Genomic DNA, 21,902 nt, shown 5'->3' on the forward strand with positions numbered 1-21,902 from the left:
AGATTTATGGAACAGCTTATTGAAAATTCAAAACCTCCCTACACCGTCCTGTTCCTGGCAGGATTTTCACAGATCATCCTGTGGGGTGGTTCTTATTTCATCTTATCCGTATTATCCGCACCGATTATGCAGGAAACCGGCTGGTCTTATCAGCAGGTATATGGCTGCCTTTCCCTGGCCCTGCTCATCTCGGGTTTGTTACTACCAGCCATCGGGAAACTGATCCAGCACACCACGCAGAACTATATCCTTCACTACGCAGGAATTGTGATGGGTATTGGCCTTATCATCGTCGGACTGGCAACAAGCTATGCCTTGTTTGTACTGGGTTGGATTGTCATCGGCATTGGTATGGGCATGGGCTTATATGATGCGCTATTTGCCTCACTGGGCAAGCTGTTCGGCGGCAAGGCAAGGAAGGTGATTGTCTGGGTGACACTGATCGCCAGTCTCGCGCCGTCTCTTTCATGGCCTTTTACCTCTTTTTTGTTACACGAACTGGGATGGCGGCATACCTGTTTTACATTGGCGGGGATCTTAATGGTCGGCATTTATCCTTTACATAAATATATCTTCAGACCCGTGCCGCCAAAGGTGCAGGTTTCCGCTGGTGGCAGCATTTCTTTCCGTACTCCGATCTTTTACCTCTTGCTGGCCAACTTCACCATTGGCGCCCTTATTACCACTGGGGTGGTAGTTCACCTCATCGACATCCTGCGTGCAAAGAAAATCGATATGTCTACCATCCTGATGATCGTGGCATTCCTGGGGCCTAGCCAGTCTGCCGCCCGTACCCTGGAAATGCTGATTGCTAACAGGAGCGCGGTAGAGATGGCCTTCATTTCCACCTTTGCCATGCTATTGGGTATCGGCCTGCTCTTCTTCCATCCCAGTCTTGCTACCATAGGAATAATTATCTTTGGGATCGGAAACGGCATGCGGTCTGTGTTGAGAGGCACTTTACCATTATCAATTTATGGTCCTGAACAATATCCCCTGGTCATAGGCCGGCTGGCACGCATGCCACTTATCGCACAGGCGGCGGCACCTTTTATCGGCGGGTTCATGATCCAGCAATTCGGTACTACCACTTATTTATGTTCGCTCTGCGCACTCTTATTGATCAATCTTGTATTAATCCGGTATATCAAATCATATGAATTACAATTTCAGAAAAGCTAGTCTGCATGAACAACCGGCCATCTGGGAGATACTGGCACAGGCCATTCAAAGAAGGAAGGCGGATGGCAGCAAGCAGTGGCAGGACGGCTATCCGAACCCGGATGTGGTAAAAGGAGACATCGAAAAAGGGCATGGATTTGTGCTTACGGAAGGCGATGAGATCCTGGGTTATGTAGCGATCCTCATCAACGACGAACCTGCATATGGCGTTATTGATGGGAAATGGCTGACGGAGGGCGATTTTGTGGTATACCACCGCGTGGCCATCTCTGAAAAGCACCTGGGGAAAGGGCTTTCGAAAATCATGCTCAATTATATTGATGAATATGCTTTACTGCATGGCATTCACAGTGTGCGGGCAGATACGAACTTTGACAATCCTAAAATGATGGGCGCTTTCGAAAAAAGCGGGTATGTATACTGCGGGGAAGTTTATTTCCGTGGCTCAGCCAGGAAGGCATATGAGAAAGTACTTACTCATCCTCATGCTTCAACTCCAGCAGGATCTTTTTAAATTCCTTGATCGCCTTTGTTTCATAGGCTTCTTTCAGCGAGATAATATTTGTATTGCGCACCAGTGATTTTTCATCGATAGGGATCGTTACCAGGTCTTTGTCAATTACACTCGTTTGTACTACGATGCTATACCACTTGCCTGTTTTCACGAGGTCCAATACGGTAGGAATATCATTGACCTCGATGGAGAATTTCGGATCCAATCCATATCTCGTAAATGTTTTACTGATGATATGACTGCTGCTGTATCCCCTTGTAGCAATGACCAGGGGCAGCTGGCAGATCTCATCCAGTGAGATGATCTTTTTCCTGGCCAGCTTGGATTCTTTCTTGGCCACCACCACCATGGGGCTGCTGAACAATTCCTGGTAATTGAAATGCGGTACATCTATGCCTTCATGAAAGGCCAGGCTGAAATCCAGTTCGAACTGGTCCAGGCGGTCGAACAATCCGAGGGAAGAATCGTATACCACTTTCATATTGATATGAGGGAACTCCGCGGCAAACTGGATCAGGGCTTTTGTAAAAAAGTTCTTCAGACTATAAGCCACGCCTACGGTCACGGTACCGATGTGCAGGTTGTTCAGGTCCCTGATCATCTGCAATCCATCTTCGGCCTTTTTCACTGACTGCTTGGCATAATCAGTAAACAATTTCCCGGCTTCGGTCAGTGTGATCTGTCTGCCAATACGGTTAAAGAGCGGCGTGTTTAGTTCCGTTTCCAGTTGTTTGATCTGCTGTGAGAGAGTACTCTGACTGATATGCAGCTGTTGTGCTGCTTCGGTAAAGCTGAGTAGCTCCTGTGCCTTCAGAAAGTATTTAAGCTGTCTATGCTCCATATTTGCGGTAGATCGGTTTACGCCCGAAGCTACGTTTTCGCTAAGATATAAGATCGGTCTGCCGGTGGTAATGATCAATATCATTATTCCCCATAATTTTAGTAATATGCAATTAAACACTAAATGTAGGCCATGGAAAGAAAAGTGATCCTGTACATAGCTACCAGCGTAGACGGATATATTGCCCAAGCGGACGACGACCTGAGTTTCCTATCTATTGTAGAAAAAGAGGGAGAAGATTATGGCTATGCTGAATTTATTCAAACCATCGATACGGTCATTATTGGCAGGAAGACTTATGACTGGATCCTGGGCCATGTGCCGGAGTTTCATCATGCGGATAAAACCACGTATGTAATTACACGGACGGCAAGGGAAAGTATCGGGAGTACGCATTTTTACACCGGCTCTTTACAGGAACTGGTCAGCCACCTTAAGAGGGAAGCAGGTAAAAATATCTTTTGTGACGGGGGCGCAGAGATTGTGAATGCGTTATTACAGGACAAGCTGATTGATGAATTTGTGATTTCGATCATTCCTGTGTTGTTGGGCAGCGGCACAAAATTGTTCCAGGATGGCCGGGGGGAACAATTATTAGAGTTGGTATCGGTAAAACATTTTGAGAAAGGATTAACGCAGCTGCATTATAAAGTAAGCCAATAAAGATAGGAGCAATGGAACTTCAATTGCTCCTCTTTATGCTTCCCCTCTTATAAAAAAACAACACTGGTATAAGAATATACCAGTGTATTGCATGAACTTTTACAAAAGGTCCTGTATAATTTGCGCTGCATTTGCAGGCACTTCATCCAGATTTTAGAATGGTTTATTATATTGCGCGATTTACAAGGGCTTATTTAGTTTTTGCTTTAGCAAAACGTTCGTTGATGACATCCCAATTAACAATCTTCCAGAAATTAGCTACATATTCCACACGTTTGTTCTGGTAGTGTAAATAGTAAGCATGCTCCCACACATCCAAACCCAGCAAAGGTTCTCCTTTCACAATTTCACCCAGCTCCATCAGGGGATTATCCTGGTTGGCAGTAGAGGTGATCTTTAATTTCTTTTCTGCTGTTGACCAGATCAGCCATGCCCATCCTGAACCAAAACGGGTCATTGCCGCTTCCGCAAATTTGGTCTTGAAATCTGCAACAGATCCAAACTCCTGTATGATGGCTGTAGCAAGGTCGCCGTTCACTTCTCTTTCGGATGGCGCGGAGAACTGTGGCCAGAAAAAACTATGGTTATAATGGCCACCACCATTATTGCGGATCACCGGCGGCAGTTCCCCGATCTTGCGGAACAGCTCTTCCAGGGAGAGGTCCGCATAAGGTTTGCCTTCCAGTCCTTTGTTCAGGTTATCGACATAGGCCTGGTGGTGTTTGGAATAATGGATGGTCATTGTCTGGGTGTCAATCACTGGCTCTAATGCATCATATCCGTATGGTAACGGCTCCAATTTGTATGTACTCATATGCTGATCGTTTTTAACAGTACGAAGATAGACAATTAACTTAATAAACCAAATGTTTATTTGGTTAAATAGTTTGATAAAGGATTTGTTCTATCTTTGTTATACCCAATAATTACTTTGTTTATTATGAAAATGACTTTGCCCGATAATGAGAGAGCGCTGCTATTGCTGAAGACGAAAGGTCCTCAGCCCCTGGTATCCTTAGCTAAAGACTTGAATGTGAGTACTGAAGGGGCTCGTTTTCAGCTCATTAAATTGTCTAATGAGGGCCTGGTAGAAACGCACACGGAATCGAAGGGAAAAGGCAGGCCGCAGCAGGTATGGTCATTAACACAGCTGGGGCATGCAAGGTTCCCGGATACGCATGCGGAGCTGACGGTACGTCTTATTAAGAAAATGCAGGATACCCTGGGAGAAGCGGCCTTGTTAGAAGTTATTGAGGCGAATGGGAAGGATGGCCAGCGGAAATACCTTCACCAGTTGAGCGGTGTTGAAGACCTGGAAGGCAGGGTGAGCGGATTGGCAAAGATCAGGGATGAGGAAGGCTATATGGCGGATTATTCCAAAAATGAGGAGGGGTATCTATTAGTAGAGAACCACTGCCCTATTTGTTCGGCGGCACAGGCCTGCCTGGGATTTTGCAGAGCGGAGCTGGAGACTTTTAAGACGGTATTAGGGGAGCATGTGTCGGTAGAAAGAGTAGAACATATTGTAAAGGGGGGCCGGCGTTGCGCGTATAAAATAAAACCACAATAAAAGCATTTAACAAAAAAGGGCCGCATCGCTGCGGCCCTTTTTAATATCCTTATCCTTCGCAACTCTTACAAGTTACCAGGTTCGCTACCAGTTCCTTGGAAACGCTCTGGCTGCGTTGGTAATAGAGGGTTTTCACGCCCAGTTCCCAGGCTTGTATCAATAACCTGTTCACTTCTTTTACAGGCAGATTGGAAGGTATATTCAGGTTCAGGCTCTGCGACTGATCCACATATTGCTGGCGGATGGATGCCTGCTGAATGATTTCCAGCTGACTGATCTCCTTAAATGTCTTGAATACTTCTTTCTCTTCTGCCGTCAGCTGATCCAGGTGCTGTACGCTACCGTGGTTCATCATGATGCTGCGCCAGGTTTCTTCATTGTCAATACCTCTTTCTGCCAGCAGGGGTTTCAGGTATTTGTTTTTACGCATGAAGTTACCTTTTGACAGGCCTGCCTTGAAGTAGTTGCTGGAGAATGGCTCGATACCAGGAGATGTCTGACCCAGGATCGCGCTGGAAGAGGTGGTTGGCGCAATTGCCAGCAGGGTGGTATTTCTCTTGCCATAACCTTTCAGCAATTCTGGTTCGCCATAGATCCATGCCAGTTCCTTACTTGCTTTTTCGGCTTTGGTCTGGATATCTTTGAAGATAGAAGATGTCAGTTGTTTTGCACGCAGCCCTTCGAAAGGGATCATGTTCTTCTGGAGGTAAGAATGCCATCCCAGTACGCCAAGACCCAGTGCACGGTGTCTTTTTGCAAAACGGTTAGCAGGCTCCAGGAAGTGATTACCTTCTGTCTTTACGATGAACTCCTGCAGTACTGCATCCAGGAAGAATACCGCCAGTTTTACAGCGTTGGTATCTTTCCATTCATCGTACAGTTCCAGGTTCATGGAAGACAGGCAACAGATGAAGGATTCTTCTTCTGTAGATGGCAGCATGATTTCGGAACACAGGTTGCTGGCGTGGATCGTCAGGTTCTGGTCTTTGTAGACCTGGGGTTTGTGCCTGTTTACATTGTCGGTAAAGAAAATGTATGGCAGCCCTTTTTGCTGACGGCTTTCCAGGACTTTTGCCCAGGTCTGCCTTTTCTCCATATCACCATCAATCATGTCTTTCATCCAGTAGTCAGGCACACAAACGCCATAGAACAGGTTCTGGATGGGATGCCCGATATCTTTGATAGACAGGAATTCTTCGATGTCGCCATGATCAATATCCATGTAAGCGGCGAATGCACCACGTCTTACACCACCCTGGCTGATGGTATCCATTGCCGTGTCGAACAGGCGCATGAAGCTGACTGCCCCGCTGGATTTACCATTGTCAGTAACCGCACTACCACGTTCACGCAGGGAACCGAAGTAAGCGGAGGTACCGCCACCCAGTTTGGTCTGCATGATCACTTCACCCAGTTTGTGGGTGATACCTTCGATATTGTCAGGAATGTGTACGTTGAAACAGGAAATAGGCAGGCCTCTTTCTGTTCCCATATTCGCCCAGATCGGGGAGCTTAAGCTCATCCAACCTCTTTCGATCATTTCTTTAAATACGTCTTTCAGCTCTGGTTTATACAGGCGCTGTGCAGCGGCTGAACAAATTCTTTCAATGGCACCTTCTACGGTTTCACCTTTCAGTAAGTAGCCCCTGTTCAGGATCTGCTCACTCTCTTCATTTTTCCACCACAGGCGGTTACTATCGTGTTCATTGGTAACAGCAGTTTCTGGGGAGGCTGTTTCAAATAAAGTCATCATTATCTATTAATCATCAAAAAGTTAAAAACAAATTCAAACCAGGTCTGATCAAATCCAGATCGGAAATCTTCTTATTAAATCCATCATTATCAAATCCTAGAACAAGTCGTGCGCGGAGATGCTCTTATCGAATTTAGTATATTCTACCGGACGTTTAGCAAAGAAATCGTCCAGGCTGTTAGAATAAATTTCTTCTTCAAACCACAGCATCTTACCACTCTCTTCGGCAGGTACATTGAAGATCGGATTGATGCCGATCTGCTGTAAGCTATCGTCTGCCCTCTTCTTCATGAAGTTAATGAGGTCCGCTTTCTTAATCACCTCAATATCACCTTCGTTGAAGATCCAGTCGAGCATTCTGCTTTCAGTCTCAATGGAGAGTTTTACGATATCTACGACCTGCTTTACAGCTTCCGGCGTGAAGATATCCGGGTATTCTTCCTTCACTTTACCGATCAGGTAAATACCTGCGTTTGCATGGATCTGCTCATCCACGGAAGTCCATGCGATGATGTTGCTCACGTTCTTCATCAGGCCCCTGAAACGGGTAAATGAGAGGACGATTGCGAACTGGGAGAACAGGCTCACATTTTCGATGAGTAAGCTGAAGAGGATCAGGGAGATGGTGTATTCCTTCTTATCGTTTGATTTCGCATTTTCCAGGGCAGCGGACAGATAGCCGATACGCTCCTGGATAATAGGTACTTTCATCAGTTCGGTGAACTCATCGTTGTACCCCAGTACCTCCAGGAGGCGGGAATATGCTTCTGAGTGACGGAATTCACATTCTGCAAAGGTGGAGCCCAGGCCATTCATTTCCGGTTTTGGGAAATGCTGGTACAGGTTACCCCAAAATGACTTCACAGCTACTTCTACCTGTGCGATAGAAAGCAGGCTGTTTTTTATAGCGCTTTGTTCTGGTATAGATAGGTGGGCATGAAAATCCTGAATGTCGGCAGTAAAATCCACTTCTGAATGCACCCAAAAAGATTTGTTAATTGCATCCGTATACTGGAGAACCTCCGGATACTCAAATGGCTTGTACTGAACCCTCTTGTCAAATAATCCCATGTCTGATTTTCTTTAAACTTTAAACAATGTCATAACAGATGATAATAAAAACACATCTATCATGTCCGGAAGCAAATGTCTCGATTATAAAAAAAAAGGGGGGAAAAAGAAATCAACATATGGGGATAATCAGTTTTTGGAATGACCATTCTCTTTACCAGGACTGATTTTGAGCAGATTTAAAAAATTGGGGGAAAAAGACCGCCAATTAACTGATACCTATGGCATCTGTTAATTGGCGGGAGTGGTTAGGGGCCGGTTAAATGGGAATGCTCCTCCATTTAAAACCTGATTGTACTTACTACCGGAAAATGATCTGATGGGAAACGCAGATCCCTGGAATCAGTTAATACTCCATAGTCCAGCACTTCTATATTACCGTTTACGAACACAAAATCTATTCTACCCTCGGTTACTACTTTGGTCCAGTTGTGGTATTTAAAATCCTGGAAGGTGCTGTCAGGGCCATAAGGAGGTGTTTTAGACACCAGTTTGGCATCCCGGAATTGTTTTACGATGGTGCCATAGGCGCTGGTTTCCGGGTTGGAATTGAAATCACCGGTGATAATTACAGGGGTATGACTATCAGACAATTCATGGATTTTTTCCAGGATCATCTTTGCAGCGTTTTCCCTGGCCAGTACGCCTTCGTTGTCAAAATGGGTATTGAAGAAATAAAACTCCTTGCCGGTTGCCTTTTCGCTAAGGCGGGCCCAGGTACAAATGCGGATATAGGCTGCATCCCAACCTTTAGATGGCACCTCCGGAGTGGGTGATAACCAGAAGTTTCCGGATTTCAGCAGCTCGTATTTATCCTTGTTGTAGAAGATCGCGGAGAACTCTCCTCCTTCTTTCCCGTCATTTCGGCCAACGCCAACATGTGCATAGGTACCCATGGCATTCAGGTCCTGCATCTGGTCGATCAGGGCTTCCTGTACGCCGAATACATCGAATTTGTGATAGCGGATCAGGTCGCGGGCCATATCTTTCCGGTGGGGCCATGCATTGGCACTATCGTAGGCAATATTGAGGCGCAGGTTGAAAGTGGCTACTTTCATGGTGCTGATCTGCTGATCTACGAGGTGAGGCGCAATTTCTTTCTGCCAGATCCGGTAGCCTACCGGCTTCATATGCAGCTGGTCCTCTTTGAAAATTGCAGGGTTCAGCGGCATCATTTTGCTGTATACATCTATAAAAGAAGTATTGGGCTGTGTGGCCAGGAATTTTTGAATGGCTTTGTTGCTCTTTACCGTTTCGGGTATTAACCTGGCACGGCTAGGGCTTGGCTTGATAGAAATATAGGAGATAGGGATAGCAGGCATCTTTGCCCGGATCATGGAAAACAGTGTCTGAAAGCGTTTTAATACCAGGGGTGCTTTCACGGTATCGGAGGCGAGGTCGTTTTCCCCGCAATAGATAACGATCTGTTTAGGATGATAGGCAAAGATCACATCATTTGCATAATGGATAACATCCAGCAGGTTCGATCCCCCGAAACCACGGTTTATAATGCGATGACCCGGAAAATAGTTGTTGACATCCTGCCAGTAGGTAAAGGACGAGCTACCTACGAAAAGGATTTCATTGCCTGTCGGAACATCCAGCGAGTCCTGTTTTTTGAATGCCTGAATATCGTTGTAATACGGATACTGCTGTTGGGCATAGCCCGTGCTGAACACACAAATGCAAATAATTGCAGCAAAAATTCTTCTCATGGAATATACTTTGGTATAGAGTGTTAGGGATACCCTAAACTTACCCCAGTGAAACAAAAAAAACCTATTGGTCACCACGTGAACGCATGACGATGGTAGTACTGTCACGTTTCACAATTTCTGTGTTCAATACGGTCGATAGCACAAAGAGTGCATCATCCAGGGAGGAAATAAGGATAGGTCCGTTGACCATGCGGTTATTTAATTCAGGATCTTCCATGATTATTTTCTTCCCGAAATTGTCTTCCAGGTAAATAAGGATATCGCTTACTTTAGGATCCATCAGGATCAGGCGCTGGTTTTTCCAGGCGCTGAACTTTTCGGGCGAGGTACTGATTGTTTCAGATTGCTGATGTTCACGATTGTAAGACACCAGTTGCCCGGGGTTCATGATAATATCGCCTGCTTTACTATTCTTAAACGAGAGTTTTATTTTCCCGCTTTGCAGTACGATTTCTGTTTTACTACGTCTTTGCCTGATGTCGAAAACGGTTCCCAGCACGGTCACGGTCAGGTCTTTTGTATGTACGAGGAACTGTTGGCTCAATTGTTTCACATCGAAAAATGCTTCCCCTTCCAGCCAGACTTCCCTGTTCTTATAGGTAATTTTTGAATTGGCGTTCAGGTCTACCCATGATCCATCCGGTAGGAGGACATGTTTTAACTCCCCGAATCCTGTACTGGCTACCATCTGGTCTTCCCCGCGGGAGTGCAGCATAAACCAGGCGCCGGCAATGATCAGGATACCGGTCAGTACCGCAGCTACCCTGAGCAGAACCCGGCGCAAAACTGGTTTGGTTTCCGTTAACTGCTGTATGTTATCCAAATGTCTTTCCCAACTGGCATCAATAGTTTCGTCCGTTGGCGTGTGGGTGACAAACGCTGTACTTTGCAGGTACAGGCGGGCATTGGCAATATTTTCCCGCTGCTGAGGCACAGTGGTGATTACTTCCTGCCAATACGCTTCCAGTTCTTTTGAGGGTCTATACACCCATTCCAGGAAATAGGAATCCGTAAGGAAATCGCTTTCCTTAAAGTGCATATATCTTTTTGATATGGCTTCTTTATTCATTCTAATATGTATAGTACAAGGGAGCGCCGATTTTACCCCAAGCAGTTAAAAAAAATTTAAACAAAAAATAATACATATAAGATGGTAAACTTCTCTTTTAATGCTAAGAGGCTCCTTGCCATGATCTTATAAGTTGCTTTAACTGATATATTAAGAATAGATGCCACTTCTTTATAAGACAGGTCTTCGTAGTACATGAGGAAGATGGCTTCCAGTTGCCGGCCTGTCAGTGTTTTAATTGCTTTTTGTAGTTTTATCTGCAGTTCCTCGCTTAGTTCGCTGTTAACGACCACATGCTCCGCAGAAAATTCGAAGTTCTCTTCTTCCGACTGGTTAAAGACCATTTTTTCATGCTGCCTGATTTTCCGGATAAGTACATAACGGAAGGAGGAGTACAGGTAATAATTGGGTGAATCTACATGCGATAACTTATCCCTTCTTTTCCAGAGGTCGAGGAAAACTTCCTGGATACTGTCTTCGATCAGGAATGTATGCGTGGTGAATTTCCTGCCATAGTTATAGAACCGCTTGTAGTATTCTTTGTACAACCCGGAGTAGGCGTCGATGTCGCCATTCTGAATATGTTTGAAAACCGGATTGTCCATCAGATAAGAGATAAAGTGATTGTGGAATAAGGGCACAAAATTATCAAAAAATAAATACCCCCCACTTTAAAGATAGCTTGTAATGTTAAGTAATTGTTACCGGGCTTTGCAGGTAAAATAAATTTTACACCTACAATATTCTGATTCTCACTACCTTGCGCAGGTTTATGGGTACGGAAAAAACAATACGTGTATTTTGTACACTCGTTAATGCAGCGAAAAAGTTAGCTAAGCGTGGGGTAATTTTTTCAATCGCCAACACTTCATCTGCAAAAGGAGTAATTCCACTTTATCTAAACGAAAAAAACGACAACTATGACGCTGCGCTATTTTAAGCGGTTACTTGTGGTACTGTTGCTGACTGTAGCTGGTCAGACGTATGCACAAAAAGCTGTCCCTGTAATTGATGCCTTGAAAGCAATCACCCGCGAGTACAAAACAGATTTTGTATATGATCCGCAGGTATTAAAGAAGAAAACTACTACCTACAACATCAGCAACTTTGGGGGAAAGAAGCTGGAAGACGTCTTGAAAGGGATCCTGTATCCGAACGATCTTGTATTTCTGTACGTAAAACCAAACTATTACACTATTGTAGAAAAGGACAGGGTTGGAGAATACCAGGCGCCTGTTAAAAAAGCTGATGAAGCTGAAAAGCAGGTGGCGCCTGTGATCCAGAAAGTAAAAGTAAACGGGATTGTAACTGATGGCGCCCAGCCGGTGCCGAATGTAACCGTGATGGAAAAAGGCACCAACAATGGTACAATGACCAAACCTGATGGTACTTATGCTATCACTGTAGCAAACCCTGAGGCAACCCTGGTTTTTTCCATGATAGGCTTCGCCACCCGTGAAGAGGCTGTGGCAGAACGCAGTAATATTGACATTAAACTGGAGGGGTCCAACAAACAACTGGGCGAAGTAGTGGTAACTGCACTGGGTGTAAAGCGGGATGAAAAAGCATTGGGTTATGCGGTACAATCTGTAAAGGGCAATACCCTGCAAACCGTAAAAGGTGTGGATCTGGGAACATCCCTGACAGGGCACGTTTCCGGTTTGAATGTAAAGAACTCTACCGAGTTCAATGGTACGCCCACACTGGAAATGCGTGGTGAAACTCCCCTGCTGGTAATTGACGGGGTACCCTATGGTAATATGACCATGCGTGATATTCCTACTGACGACATTGAAAGCATCAACATGCTGAAAGGCCCTACCGCTGCGGCATTATACGGTTCCCGTGGTGCAGCAGGTGCGGTGATGATCACTACCAAACGCAGTAAGGAAGAGAGCCTGAGCGTTGATGTAAACAGTAACGAGATGTTTAACCTGGGTTACCTGGCCCTGCCGAAAGTACAATCTTCCTATGGTCATGGACTGGATGGTAAGATTGCTACGGACTATGTATGGGGTCCAAAACTGGACATCGGCCAGACTGCTACCCAATGGAATCCTGTTACCAAGCAGAATGAAAGCATGCCCCTGGTATCCAGCGGTAAGAACAACCTGCAAAACTTTATGCAAACCGGCGCTATTACCAACAATAGTATCAGTGTGACCAGGGGTAGCAAGAATGGTTTTTTCAGGGCGGGTCTGAACCACATCTATAATAAAGGTCAGTTCCCTAACCAGAAACTCAACATTATTAATTATACCATGAGCGGCGAACTGAAAGCAGGTGACAAATTCACCCTCGAAAGCCACATGGGATATACCCGTACTACGGCTCCGCAACTCTGGGGTAGTGCTTACAACCAGCAAGGTTACATCTACCAGATCTTAATGTGGACCGGCCCGGATTATGACATCCGCCAGTATAAAGATTACTGGGTGACGCCTAACCAGAAACAAAACTGGCTGTACACTTCCTGGTATGATAACCCTTACCTGATTGCTTATGAGAAACTGAGAAGTACTGAACAGAATAAGATGAATGCAAGTCTGTCTATGACTTACAATTTCACAAGGGACCTGAAGCTCATGTTCAGAAATGGTTATGACTATTACAAGAACGAAGATGTTGTGAGGAATCCTGCAGGGATCAACTCTACCCGCGGTATCACCATCGGCAATACTTTTGGGTTTGACTGGAGTGGTAAAGGTTTATATGGCCAGAACCAAAGCTGGGGTAACAGTATTAACAGTGACCTGTTGCTGACTTATAATAAGCAGGTAAGCAAATGGAATTTCGACGCCCTGGGTGGTGCCAGTATTTTCTATTACAAACAAAGAGAACAGGGTGCCAAGACAAGAAATGGCCTGGCCGTTCCGGGCTGGTATTCCCTGGCTAACGCAGTGCCTAGTACTACTGCGGGTGTAGATGGTATTATCAATAACTATGGTACCTGGGCCAAGCAAACCAACTCTGTGTACGCGAAAGCTACCCTTTCCTGGAACAGTGCTGTATTCCTGGATATCACTGGCAGAAATGACTGGAGCTCTACACAGGCATCAAATGCACGTTCTTACTTCTACCCTTCTGTTGCTACGAGTGTGCTGATGTCTGAGTTCCTCAAAATGCCGAAATGGCTGGATCTGTGGAAACTCAGGGCTTCATGGACAATGACCAAAACACCGCTGGATGTGTATGCTAACAACCTGGCCTATACGATCAATAACAGCTGGGGTACACTGAGTGCGACTACACCAGATAACCTGTCTGGCAGCAACCTGTTGCCTACTACTACCAGGACCTGGGAATTTGGTACTGCTGCGTACCTGTTTAACAAACGCCTGCATGTGGATGTAGCTTATTTTACCAAGCTCTATTACAACAACCAGATCTCACAAACACTTGCTCCGTCATCAGGTTATGCAACTACCCTGATCAATACAAAGGAGACTTACGCACGTCGTGGTGTGGAAATCACCATGGATGGTACGGTGATGAAGAAAGGTAAGTTCATGTGGAATTCTATGGTGAACTTCTCTACACAAAACAGGTATTTTGTAGACATCGATCCGGTTTATTCTGCCAAGAACCTGTGGACGAAGAAAGGCGGCCGTAAGGATGTATTAGCATTAACAGAGAAAGCACTTAGAGATCCGCAGGGTAACGTGATCCACCAGGCTGGTTTGCCTATGCTGAGCAGCTATACACAACAGTATGGTTATACCGATCCTAATTTTGTATTCGGTTTTATCAACAACTTCGTGTATGGTCACTGGACACTGGGCATCAGCATTGATGGTCGTATCGGTGGTAAGATGTATGATTATATCTATTCCAAGATGTTTGATACAGGCTCCAACCCGGAAACCGACAATGTTCACAGGTATGATGAAGTCGTGAATGGTCAGAAGAACTATGTAGGTAATGGTGTAAAAGTAGTAAGCGGTTCAGCCACCTATAACAACAACGGACAGATCACCAGCGATACCCGTACTTATGCGCCAAATGACGTGCCTGTAAGTTACCAGGCTTATGCACGCAAATGGGGTAACTCTTACGAATATGGCGTGATGAACAAAAGCTTTGTAAAGGTGCGTGAGATTTCACTGGCGTATATGGTGCCGCAGACATGGTTTGGCAAATCAGGAATCAAGAATGCTTCCCTGGCACTGACCGGACAGAACCTGTTCCTGTTCACCAAATTTAAATACTCAGATCCGGATGTTGACACAGAAAATATGAATGCGCCTGCGCAACGTATGGTGGGTGTTAACGTTAAGGTTGGCTTCTAAAATTATAATAACATGACTAAGCATATATCTATCATAGCTGCGCTTGCTATTGGTTTCAGCAGCTGTACCAAAAAGTTCGACGATATTAACACCAATCCTGATAAGGCGACTTCCGCTTCTTCAGAATGGTTGGCCACGAATATTCTTTCTTCGGTTACATCCAGTGATATTTCCTTTAATAACAATTTCCGTCAGCCCTATACTTTGGGGAAATATATTGGCTGGACGGAGAAGGTGAGTGATTACCAGTATAACAAAATGGTAAGGGTGGATTTTGGGAGATTACTGGTGCTGCGCGATGTGGCGCCGATGATTAAAAATGCCACGTCTGCAGACCTGAAAAATACCTATGATGGTTTTGGACATTTCATCCGTGCATGGCAGTTTTTCCAGACCACGATGCAGGTAGGTGATATTCCTTATTCCGAGGCAATACAGGGTTCTACAGGCGTTATCCAGGCGAAATATGATACCCAGAAAGAAGTGTTCCAGGGAATCTTAAGAGAACTGGACCAGGCAGATTCACTGCTGACAAATGGGGTGAACTTCTCTGGTGATTTCATTTACAGTGGCAATGTAGATAAGTGGAGAAGACTGGCGAATAGTTTCCAGCTGTATGTACTGATCAATTTATCTAAGAAGACAGGTGATGCGGATCTGAATGTGATCAATAAATTTAAGACAGTGGCAGCGCGTCCGCTGATGAGGGATTTCAAAGATAACTTCGCGGTGACCTATACAGCATCTGCGGGTTATGCTTACCCATGGAGTAATACCGCAGCACAGCTGAACTCATTCCTGGATTACCCGGTGCTTTCCAGTTACCTGCTGGACCCGATGAAGGCGAGTGGAGACAAACGTGTATTCTATATGGCAGAGCCTTCACCAGCACAGATTACAGCGGGTTTGAGTGCCGCAGATTACAATGCTTACCTGGGTATTGATCCGGCGGATGAATTGGGTAAAATCGTTACCAATAACAATGCGGGGAAAGCTTGCCGGGTGAATAAGCGTTACGAACAAATGTATAATGCGGAACCTGTTGGTTTGCTGAACTACTGGGATATCCAGTTTATACTGGCGGAAGCTACTGTTCGAGGATGGATTTCCGGTACTGATGCGCAGACTTATTATGCAAACGGGATCAAGGGGCATATGAATTTCATTGCTAACTATGCACCAGCTTCCTATGCACATGGTATGGCACTGGATGCGGCATATATCGATGCATTTCCTGCTACTGTAGCGCTGACAGGTACTACAGAGAACCAGATCAAACAGATCATTACGCAGAAATATATTGCGGGTTTCTTCCAGAATTCAGATTACAATGCGTGGTATGAGAACAGGCGTACAGGTTATCCTGTGTTTACCCTGAATACGAGTACGAATCTGAATACACCTGCATCTTCATTTCCTTTGAGGTGGATGTATCCACAGAAGGAACTGGATTACAATGCGGCTAATATTACAAAGGCATTGGCAGATCAGTTTAATGGTGATGATAATCCAAGTAGTGCGATGTGGTTGTTGAAGTAAAGAGAAGGTGATGATAATCCAAGTAGTGTGATGTGGTTGTTGAAGTAAAGAGAAGGGCTGTATCTCTGGTAGATACAGCCCTCTTTCTTTTTACCTGATCAATATGACTGTTCCGGTCTGATTGACTAATTGTCCTTTATAATCCCGCCCCTGGGCTACCCAGGTATAGGTGCCAACATCACATCTCAGTCCCTCCCATCCGGTTGCTGTATTCGTTGTTCTGAATACCCGGGTTCCCCACCTGTCATAGATATCAAAAAACTCAAGGCTGGCTAATCCACGAAGCCCGACATGCAATACATCATTCACGCCATCATTATTGGGAGTGAAGGCATTTGCCACCACGAAATTCCTGCTACCTGATACGTTTACTACCAGGGTATCGGTGGTGATACAACCTGATTCAAAGGCCATACTGATATAATAGCGCTGACTTTGTGTGAGTGTTGCCACTGGGTGATAGCTATCTGTAGCTGATAAGCCGGTGACAGGCAACCATCCGTAGGTAGCGCCACTTATTTCCCTTGCAGTTAACAGAACCGGTACGCCGGCAGCGGTTGTTACATCTGCTAAGCGGGTATTGGGCGTTGCATTTACGATGGCTATATCCTGGGAAACAGATACCGGGTATGCAGGGCATTCTGCAATAAGCGCGGTAAGTGTTACCGTGTAGGTTCCCCCCTGCTTAAAAGTGATAGCTGGAGACGTTTCGTTACTGGATTGCCCATCGCTGCTGGTCCAGGTATAGGTGGCATTTCCACTACCTGTATTGGTAAAGTTCACCGGGGTGCCGGCGCAATAGGTATCGTAAGTAAATGCGGGCACCGGCAATGTGGCTGTTGTAATTGTTACTGTATTTTCAGCAGGCGCGGTACAGCCACGGGCATCGGTTGCCGTAAGGGAATAGGTGCCGGTGGTGTTTACAGTGATGGCATCGCCACTTTGCCCGTTTGACCAGGTATAGGTGCTGGCACCGCTGGTCGTCAGGGTGAGGGTACTGTTATCTCCACAAAGCACGGCGCCATTTGGTGTGGTAATGGAAACTACTGGTAATGCATAAATGGTGAGCGTACCGTTTATGTAGTTAAAGGTGTAATTATCGGCTGTTGCGCCGGCGGCTGTCAGCGTGTAAATGCCGGCTGCAGCAGTTGGTGATGCATTGCTGCTGATAACAGGTGTGGTGTTTAATACAGCTGCATCTTCCCCACTGATAAAACCATTATAGCTGAGGCTAAATGATGGATCTGCCGTATTATAACAACGGGCAGCATCATTGGCGGTGATGGTAACGAGGGCTTTTGATACAGACAGGGTACCATTTACATATGTTATAGCATAGTTGGCGGTTGTTAAGCCGGCTGGTATAATTGTATAGGTACCTGCATTGATAGCGCCCTGGGAGCTACCGCTGTAGGTGATATTACCGCTTAGGGCCGTTGCATTGTCATTGTTGACAAATCCTGTATAGGTAACACCGTTTCCACCTGTGTATGCATTCCCATTGTATGTTTTAACATCGTCCATGGCGGTAACGGTTAGTGTTGCTTTTGAGATGGACAGTGAGCCATTTACAAAGGTGATAGTATAGTTAGCTGCATTTATGCCGGATGGAGTAAGGACGTAGGTGCCTACAGTTGTAGCTCCTTGCGATGTACCGTTGTAGGTGATGTTGCCGCTTAAAGCTGTAGCATTTTCATTGTTGACAAATCCTGTATAGGTAACACCATTGCCACCTGTGTATGACAGGCCATCGTAGGTTTTGGCAGCATCCACGGCTGTGATAGTCAAGGGTGCTTTGGAAATAGTCAATGTACCGGCTACGAAGGTAATGTCATAGTTCAGTGAGGTTCTGCCTGAAGGAACGATGGTGTACGTACCTGTATTGACAGCGCCTTGTGAGGTACCTCCAAATAAGACGGGGCCTGTGAGCACAGAGGCATTATCTGCACCGGTAAAGCCCACATAGACCAGGCCTTTGCCACCGGTGTAGCCTATACCATTATAGGTTTTGGTATCGTCGCTGGCAATGATGGTAAGGGGCGCCTTTGTGATGGTCAGGGTGCCATCACTATAAGTGATAGAGTAGTTGGCCGCGATTAGACCGGAAGGGCTAATGGTGTAGGTACTGGCGTTCATGGCTCCCTGTGAGCTGCCGCCGTACACAACACTACCGGAAAGTACGCTGGCAGTTTCATTATTGACAAAGCCTGTATAGGTTACGCCATTGCCACCTGCATATAAATTGGCATCGTAGACTTTGGCGTCATTATTAGCGGTGACAGTCAGGCTGGCTTTGGAGATGGACAATGTACCATCCACATAGCTGAGGCTATAGTTTTGTGACAGCAGACCGGAGGGCGTAATTGTATAGGAGCCGACATTTGTAGCGCCCTGGGAGGTACCGGTATATGCAAGGGTGCCCGTCAGGCTGGCGGCGGTTTCATTATTGACAAAGCCGGTATAGCTCACGCCATTGCCGCCGCTGTAGGAAGCTCCGTTATAGACTTTGCTGTCGTTATTGGCGCTTACTGTCAATGGTGCCTTTGTAATCGTTAAGGTACCATTGGTATAGGTAAGATTATAATTTACGGCACTTAAACCGGATGGGGTAATGGTATAGGTAGTTGCATTTACAGCGCCCTGTGAAGTGCCTGTATATGCAAGGGTACCAGCCAGGATGGCCTGGGTTTCGTTGTTGACAAAACCTGTATAGCTGATGCCATTCCCACCGGTGTAGGGAGTACCGTCATAGACTTTGTTATCATTATTAGCGATTACTGTCAATGGCGCCTTTGTAATGGTAAGGGTAGCATTGGTATAGCTAAGATCGTAATTTGCTGCGCTTAAACCGGATGGGGTGATGATATAATTACCAGCGTTTACAGCACCCTGGGAGTTGCCGGAGTAGGCAAGTGTACCCGTAAGGGTAGCCGATGTTTCATTATTTACAAAACCAGTATAATTTACGCCATTTCCCCCGGTATAGGCAAGACCATTGTAGGTGGTAGTGGCATCTGCTGCGGTCACGGTTAAAGCGGCTTTGCTTATTGCCAGGTTACCGTTTGCATAAGTAATGGAATAGTTAGCAGCACTGAGACCGGATGGTGTGATGACGTAATTACCTGCATTCACTGCTCCCTGAGAATTCCCGGTATAGATCAGGGTACCACTTAGCAGGGAGGCATCCTCGCTATTTACAAAACCAGTATAATTAATACCATTGCCACCAGCATAGGACAGCCCATTGTAGGATTTAGTATCATCTTTCGCAGTCAGGGTCAAAGCGGCTTTGCCAATTTCCAGGGCTCCATTTACATAAGTAATGGCATAGTTGGCGGCAGAGAGGCCAGAAGGGGTGATTGAGTATGTACCTGCATTTACGGCACCCTGGGAGGTACCACTATATGCCACTACTCCACTTAGCACGCTAACATCCTCATTGTTTACAAAACCTGCATAGCTGATGCCCTTACCGCCGGTGTAAGAACCGCCGTCGTAAGTTTTAGAATCATCTGCTGCTGTTACAGTCAAAGCAGCTTTGCCAATTACTAACGCACCATCAATATAAGTAAGAGCATAGTTGGAAGCGCTGAGGCCTGATGGCGTAATGGTGTAAGTACCTGCGGCTGTTGCACCCTGTGCATTGCCTCCATAAGCAAGTGTACCGCTTAGCAGGGTGGCATTTTCGCTATTAACGAAACCACTGTAGTTTACGCCATTACCTCCGGTATAAGCTAAGCCATTGTAGGTTTTAGCATCATCAACAGCGGTGACAGAGAGTGGAGCCTTTGTAATCGTGAGTGTACCGGCAGTGAAAAAGATGTTATAGTTAGTGGAGGTGTATCCACCTAAATTTATATCATAACTGCCAACATTAGTTGCACCCTGGGATGATCCGGAATAATTAGCAATGCCATCCAGGTTGGCGATGCCATCTGTATAGGCGAACCCGGTTGCTGATTCTATACTACCTCCATGGAAATACGTACCATCATAGGTTTTACTGATATTGGCTACCTTTAGGACCAGGTTTGCTTTTACAATTCTTACAGTAAAAGTAATGTCAGGTGCAGGATAATAATCTCCATTACCGGCCTGTGAAGCGGTGATGGTCACTGTGCCTGTTTTTTTGATACTGATTTTACCTCCAACGATGGCTGCAATACTATTATCGGAGGATGAGTAACTTACCTGCAGCCCTGAACTGGCGGTAGCACCCGGATCAAAATCTGCATCACCGTATGTTTTAACAAAATCGAGAGCGGTAATCGTCTGTGAGAATTTCCCCTGGTATTCATTTGCACCGATATCGATGGTACCGCCATCGTTGTAACTATATACACGGGCATCGTTCTTAATATCGGTAGTGGAAGCGCTTAGGCCGGCGTAATAGCTATTATTTCCGGCATTGATCAGGGGGCTGGTGTTAATGAGTTGGTAATCTCCGAAATCGGCAGGTGCATCGGAAAGAACATCTGCAGTAGTAAAACCAGGGTTTGTAGCGCCGTCCAGGACTTTGTTGGCAGGATTTGCGGCCACGCCCTGGATCAATGAGTTGTTGGCGGTGTATGTACCTGTGATCCCGGTTTGGTTACCGTAGATCACGCTATTATTAATAGAACTGGAAGTGTAACCAAAAAGAACCGCAGCATTTGTGTTGTTCGAGGCAACCGTTGTATTTATTAAGGAGAGTTTTTCGCCGTAGAGGCAATAACCGGAGCCTTTGTTGCCGGTCACTTCACATCCTTTAAAAGTGATGGTACCGGAACTGCCGTTCAGGGCACTCCCAATGGACGAGGCAGTATTCCCTTTTATGCGTACCGATTCAAAAGTAACACTTGAAGAAATGTTATAGATCGCAGCCCCAACGGAGGCGTTATTAAATTTAATTGCTAAGTTCTTCAGGACCGTAGGACTGGAGTTGTAGTTAGCGATCCCGCCTCCGGCGCCGTTACTGGTATTGTAGGTAATACTGGAATTAACAAGCTGGTATTGTTTATTGGTGGAGGTATTAAAAATCGCAGCAATGCCCGCGCCATAGCTAGCGGAGGAATTTCTTGTAACGACCAGGTTAGACAATACAGGTCCGCAGCTACCCACCATGTAGATGCCGCCGCCGTAGGTATTCCAGACCCACACATTATCTACCGTCATGTAATCCGGTCCTGTGGCCATTCCCCTGGTGATGGTCAGGCCATCCAGGGTAGGCTTGCCGATATCATCCACACCGAGGACGACGTGATAGGCGTAGTTACCATCTCCGATTTCACCGGTAAGGATGGTGGTATTGGCGGTGATGGAGAGGTTCCGGTCAGCAAGTGTGGTTTCTGTGCCGGCAAAACCGCCATAGATACTTACGTCAGGTACTAACTTAAAGGTGTAGTTATGGGAATCGGTACTGGACCAGTCAGGCGAATAGGCTGGCGCATAGGTTCCCCCTGCCACCCAGATTTCTTTGACTGTGCCTCTTAAACTATTGGCATATAACAAAGCTGTCGATAGTTCACCCAGGGCGTTCGACCAACTGTCGCCAGTTCCCGACGAACCCTTTTTAACATAAAACCGCCCGTTGGCATCAGGGGTTTGGGCAAAAATAGTTAAAACACTGAAAATGACAGATGTAAGTAGGAGAAGAGCTCTCTTCATGTAGTTAAAATATTACGAAACTGTGGTCCCTATGGTATTCAAATTCA

14 protein-coding genes are annotated in these 21,902 nt (G+C 45.8%); 6 read left to right on the forward strand and 8 right to left on the reverse strand.

From position 1 onward, the window contains the following. Positions 1-6: 6 nt before the first annotated feature. Both U0033_RS05355 and U0033_RS05360 read left to right on the forward strand, forming a co-directional pair. Positions 7-1,182, forward strand: coding sequence for an MFS transporter (locus tag U0033_RS05355; RefSeq protein WP_072365926.1), 1,176 nt, complete (start codon positions 7-9; stop codon positions 1,180-1,182). After that, positions 1,157-1,696: a GNAT family N-acetyltransferase gene (locus U0033_RS05360; protein ID WP_072365928.1), complete on the forward strand. Its 540-nt coding sequence runs from the start codon at positions 1,157-1,159 to the stop codon at positions 1,694-1,696. Before U0033_RS05355 ends, U0033_RS05360 begins: the two co-directional genes overlap by 26 nt. On the opposite strand, the gene U0033_RS05365 is transcribed toward U0033_RS05360, so the two are convergent. Continuing rightward, positions 1,656-2,621, reverse strand: a complete 966-nt coding sequence (locus tag U0033_RS05365; RefSeq protein ID WP_245801880.1) for a LysR family transcriptional regulator — start codon at positions 2,619-2,621, stop codon at positions 1,656-1,658. The genes U0033_RS05360 and U0033_RS05365 overlap by 41 nt on opposite strands. Positions 2,622-2,669: 48 nt before the next feature. Here U0033_RS05365 and U0033_RS05370 point away from each other — a divergent pair, with 48 nt between their 5' ends. Next, a complete protein-coding gene (locus tag U0033_RS05370; RefSeq protein ID WP_072365930.1) occupies positions 2,670-3,200 on the forward strand; it encodes a dihydrofolate reductase family protein in 531 nt (176 codons plus the stop codon). Positions 3,201-3,390: 190 nt separating this feature from the next. Here the strand turns inward: U0033_RS05370 and U0033_RS05375 are convergent, their stop codons facing one another. Next, complete coding sequence (locus U0033_RS05375; protein WP_072365932.1) at positions 3,391-4,014, reverse strand: superoxide dismutase; 624 nt, start codon at positions 4,012-4,014, stop codon at positions 3,391-3,393. Positions 4,015-4,140: 126 nt separating this feature from the next. Between U0033_RS05375 and U0033_RS05380 the strand changes: the two genes are divergently transcribed. Beyond that, entirely contained in the window at positions 4,141-4,770 is a 630-nt protein-coding gene (locus tag U0033_RS05380) for a helix-turn-helix transcriptional regulator (protein WP_072365934.1), read from the forward strand. A gap of 49 nt (positions 4,771-4,819) precedes the next feature. Here the strand turns inward: U0033_RS05380 and U0033_RS05385 are convergent, their stop codons facing one another. From U0033_RS05385 to U0033_RS05405, 5 genes are all read right to left on the reverse strand, one after another. Beyond that, on the reverse strand, positions 4,820-6,523 hold the full coding sequence (locus tag U0033_RS05385; protein ID WP_245801881.1) for a ribonucleoside-diphosphate reductase subunit alpha: 1,704 nt from the start codon (positions 6,521-6,523) through the stop codon (positions 4,820-4,822). Between the two features lie 96 nt (positions 6,524-6,619). Then, a complete protein-coding gene (locus tag U0033_RS05390; protein ID WP_072365938.1) occupies positions 6,620-7,594 on the reverse strand; it encodes a ribonucleotide-diphosphate reductase subunit beta in 975 nt (324 codons plus the stop codon). Positions 7,595-7,875: 281 nt separating this feature from the next. Next, positions 7,876-9,309 (reverse strand): endonuclease/exonuclease/phosphatase family protein, encoded by a 1,434-nt coding sequence (locus tag U0033_RS05395; RefSeq protein WP_083571897.1) that lies wholly within the window; start codon positions 9,307-9,309, stop codon positions 7,876-7,878. A gap of 64 nt (positions 9,310-9,373) precedes the next feature. Next, positions 9,374-10,381 carry a FecR family protein gene (locus U0033_RS05400; protein ID WP_072365940.1) on the reverse strand — a complete coding sequence of 336 codons (1,008 nt, stop codon included), beginning with the start codon at positions 10,379-10,381 and terminating at the stop codon, positions 9,374-9,376. A 56-nt stretch (positions 10,382-10,437) separates the two neighbouring features. Then, a complete protein-coding gene (locus tag U0033_RS05405; protein WP_072365942.1) occupies positions 10,438-10,986 on the reverse strand; it encodes an RNA polymerase sigma factor in 549 nt (182 codons plus the stop codon). 315 nt (positions 10,987-11,301) lie between these two features. On the opposite strand from U0033_RS05405, the gene U0033_RS05410 reads away from it, so the two are divergent. Both U0033_RS05410 and U0033_RS05415 read left to right on the forward strand, forming a co-directional pair. After that, positions 11,302-14,670, forward strand: a complete 3,369-nt coding sequence (locus U0033_RS05410) for a SusC/RagA family TonB-linked outer membrane protein (protein ID WP_072365944.1) — start codon at positions 11,302-11,304, stop codon at positions 14,668-14,670. Positions 14,671-14,682: 12 nt separating this feature from the next. After that, positions 14,683-16,209: a SusD/RagB family nutrient-binding outer membrane lipoprotein gene (locus tag U0033_RS05415; protein ID WP_072365946.1), complete on the forward strand. Its 1,527-nt coding sequence runs from the start codon at positions 14,683-14,685 to the stop codon at positions 16,207-16,209. Positions 16,210-16,299: 90 nt separating this feature from the next. Here the strand turns inward: U0033_RS05415 and U0033_RS05420 are convergent, their stop codons facing one another. Then, positions 16,300-21,855: an MBG domain-containing protein gene (locus U0033_RS05420; RefSeq protein WP_083571896.1), complete on the reverse strand. Its 5,556-nt coding sequence runs from the start codon at positions 21,853-21,855 to the stop codon at positions 16,300-16,302. Positions 21,856-21,902: the final 47 nt, after the last annotated feature.

The sequence above is a fragment of the Chitinophaga sancti genome (assembly GCF_034424315.1).
GTDB classification, from domain to species: Bacteria; Bacteroidota; Bacteroidia; order Chitinophagales; family Chitinophagaceae; genus Chitinophaga; species Chitinophaga sancti.

What these genes read in the sequence shown, in the direction of transcription:
- U0033_RS05355 (WP_072365926.1), top strand. Translation starts at nt 7, where the DNA reads ATGGAACAGCTTATTGAAAATTCAAAACCTCCCTACACCGTCCTGTTC.
- U0033_RS05360 (WP_072365928.1), top strand. Translation starts at nt 1,157, where the DNA reads ATGAATTACAATTTCAGAAAAGCTAGTCTGCATGAACAACCGGCCATC.
- U0033_RS05365 (WP_245801880.1), bottom strand. Translation starts at nt 2,621, where the DNA reads ATGATATTGATCATTACCACCGGCAGACCGATCTTATATCTTAGCGAA.
- U0033_RS05370 (WP_072365930.1), top strand. Translation starts at nt 2,670, where the DNA reads ATGGAAAGAAAAGTGATCCTGTACATAGCTACCAGCGTAGACGGATAT.
- U0033_RS05375 (WP_072365932.1), bottom strand. Translation starts at nt 4,014, where the DNA reads ATGAGTACATACAAATTGGAGCCGTTACCATACGGATATGATGCATTA.
- U0033_RS05380 (WP_072365934.1), top strand. Translation starts at nt 4,141, where the DNA reads ATGAAAATGACTTTGCCCGATAATGAGAGAGCGCTGCTATTGCTGAAG.
- U0033_RS05385 (WP_245801881.1), bottom strand. Translation starts at nt 6,523, where the DNA reads ATGATGACTTTATTTGAAACAGCCTCCCCAGAAACTGCTGTTACCAAT.
- U0033_RS05390 (WP_072365938.1), bottom strand. Translation starts at nt 7,594, where the DNA reads ATGGGATTATTTGACAAGAGGGTTCAGTACAAGCCATTTGAGTATCCG.
- U0033_RS05395 (WP_083571897.1), bottom strand. Translation starts at nt 9,309, where the DNA reads ATGAGAAGAATTTTTGCTGCAATTATTTGCATTTGTGTGTTCAGCACG.
- U0033_RS05400 (WP_072365940.1), bottom strand. Translation starts at nt 10,381, where the DNA reads ATGAATAAAGAAGCCATATCAAAAAGATATATGCACTTTAAGGAAAGC.
- U0033_RS05405 (WP_072365942.1), bottom strand. Translation starts at nt 10,986, where the DNA reads ATGGACAATCCGGTTTTCAAACATATTCAGAATGGCGACATCGACGCC.
- U0033_RS05410 (WP_072365944.1), top strand. Translation starts at nt 11,302, where the DNA reads ATGACGCTGCGCTATTTTAAGCGGTTACTTGTGGTACTGTTGCTGACT.
- U0033_RS05415 (WP_072365946.1), top strand. Translation starts at nt 14,683, where the DNA reads ATGACTAAGCATATATCTATCATAGCTGCGCTTGCTATTGGTTTCAGC.
- U0033_RS05420 (WP_083571896.1), bottom strand. Translation starts at nt 21,855, where the DNA reads ATGAAGAGAGCTCTTCTCCTACTTACATCTGTCATTTTCAGTGTTTTA.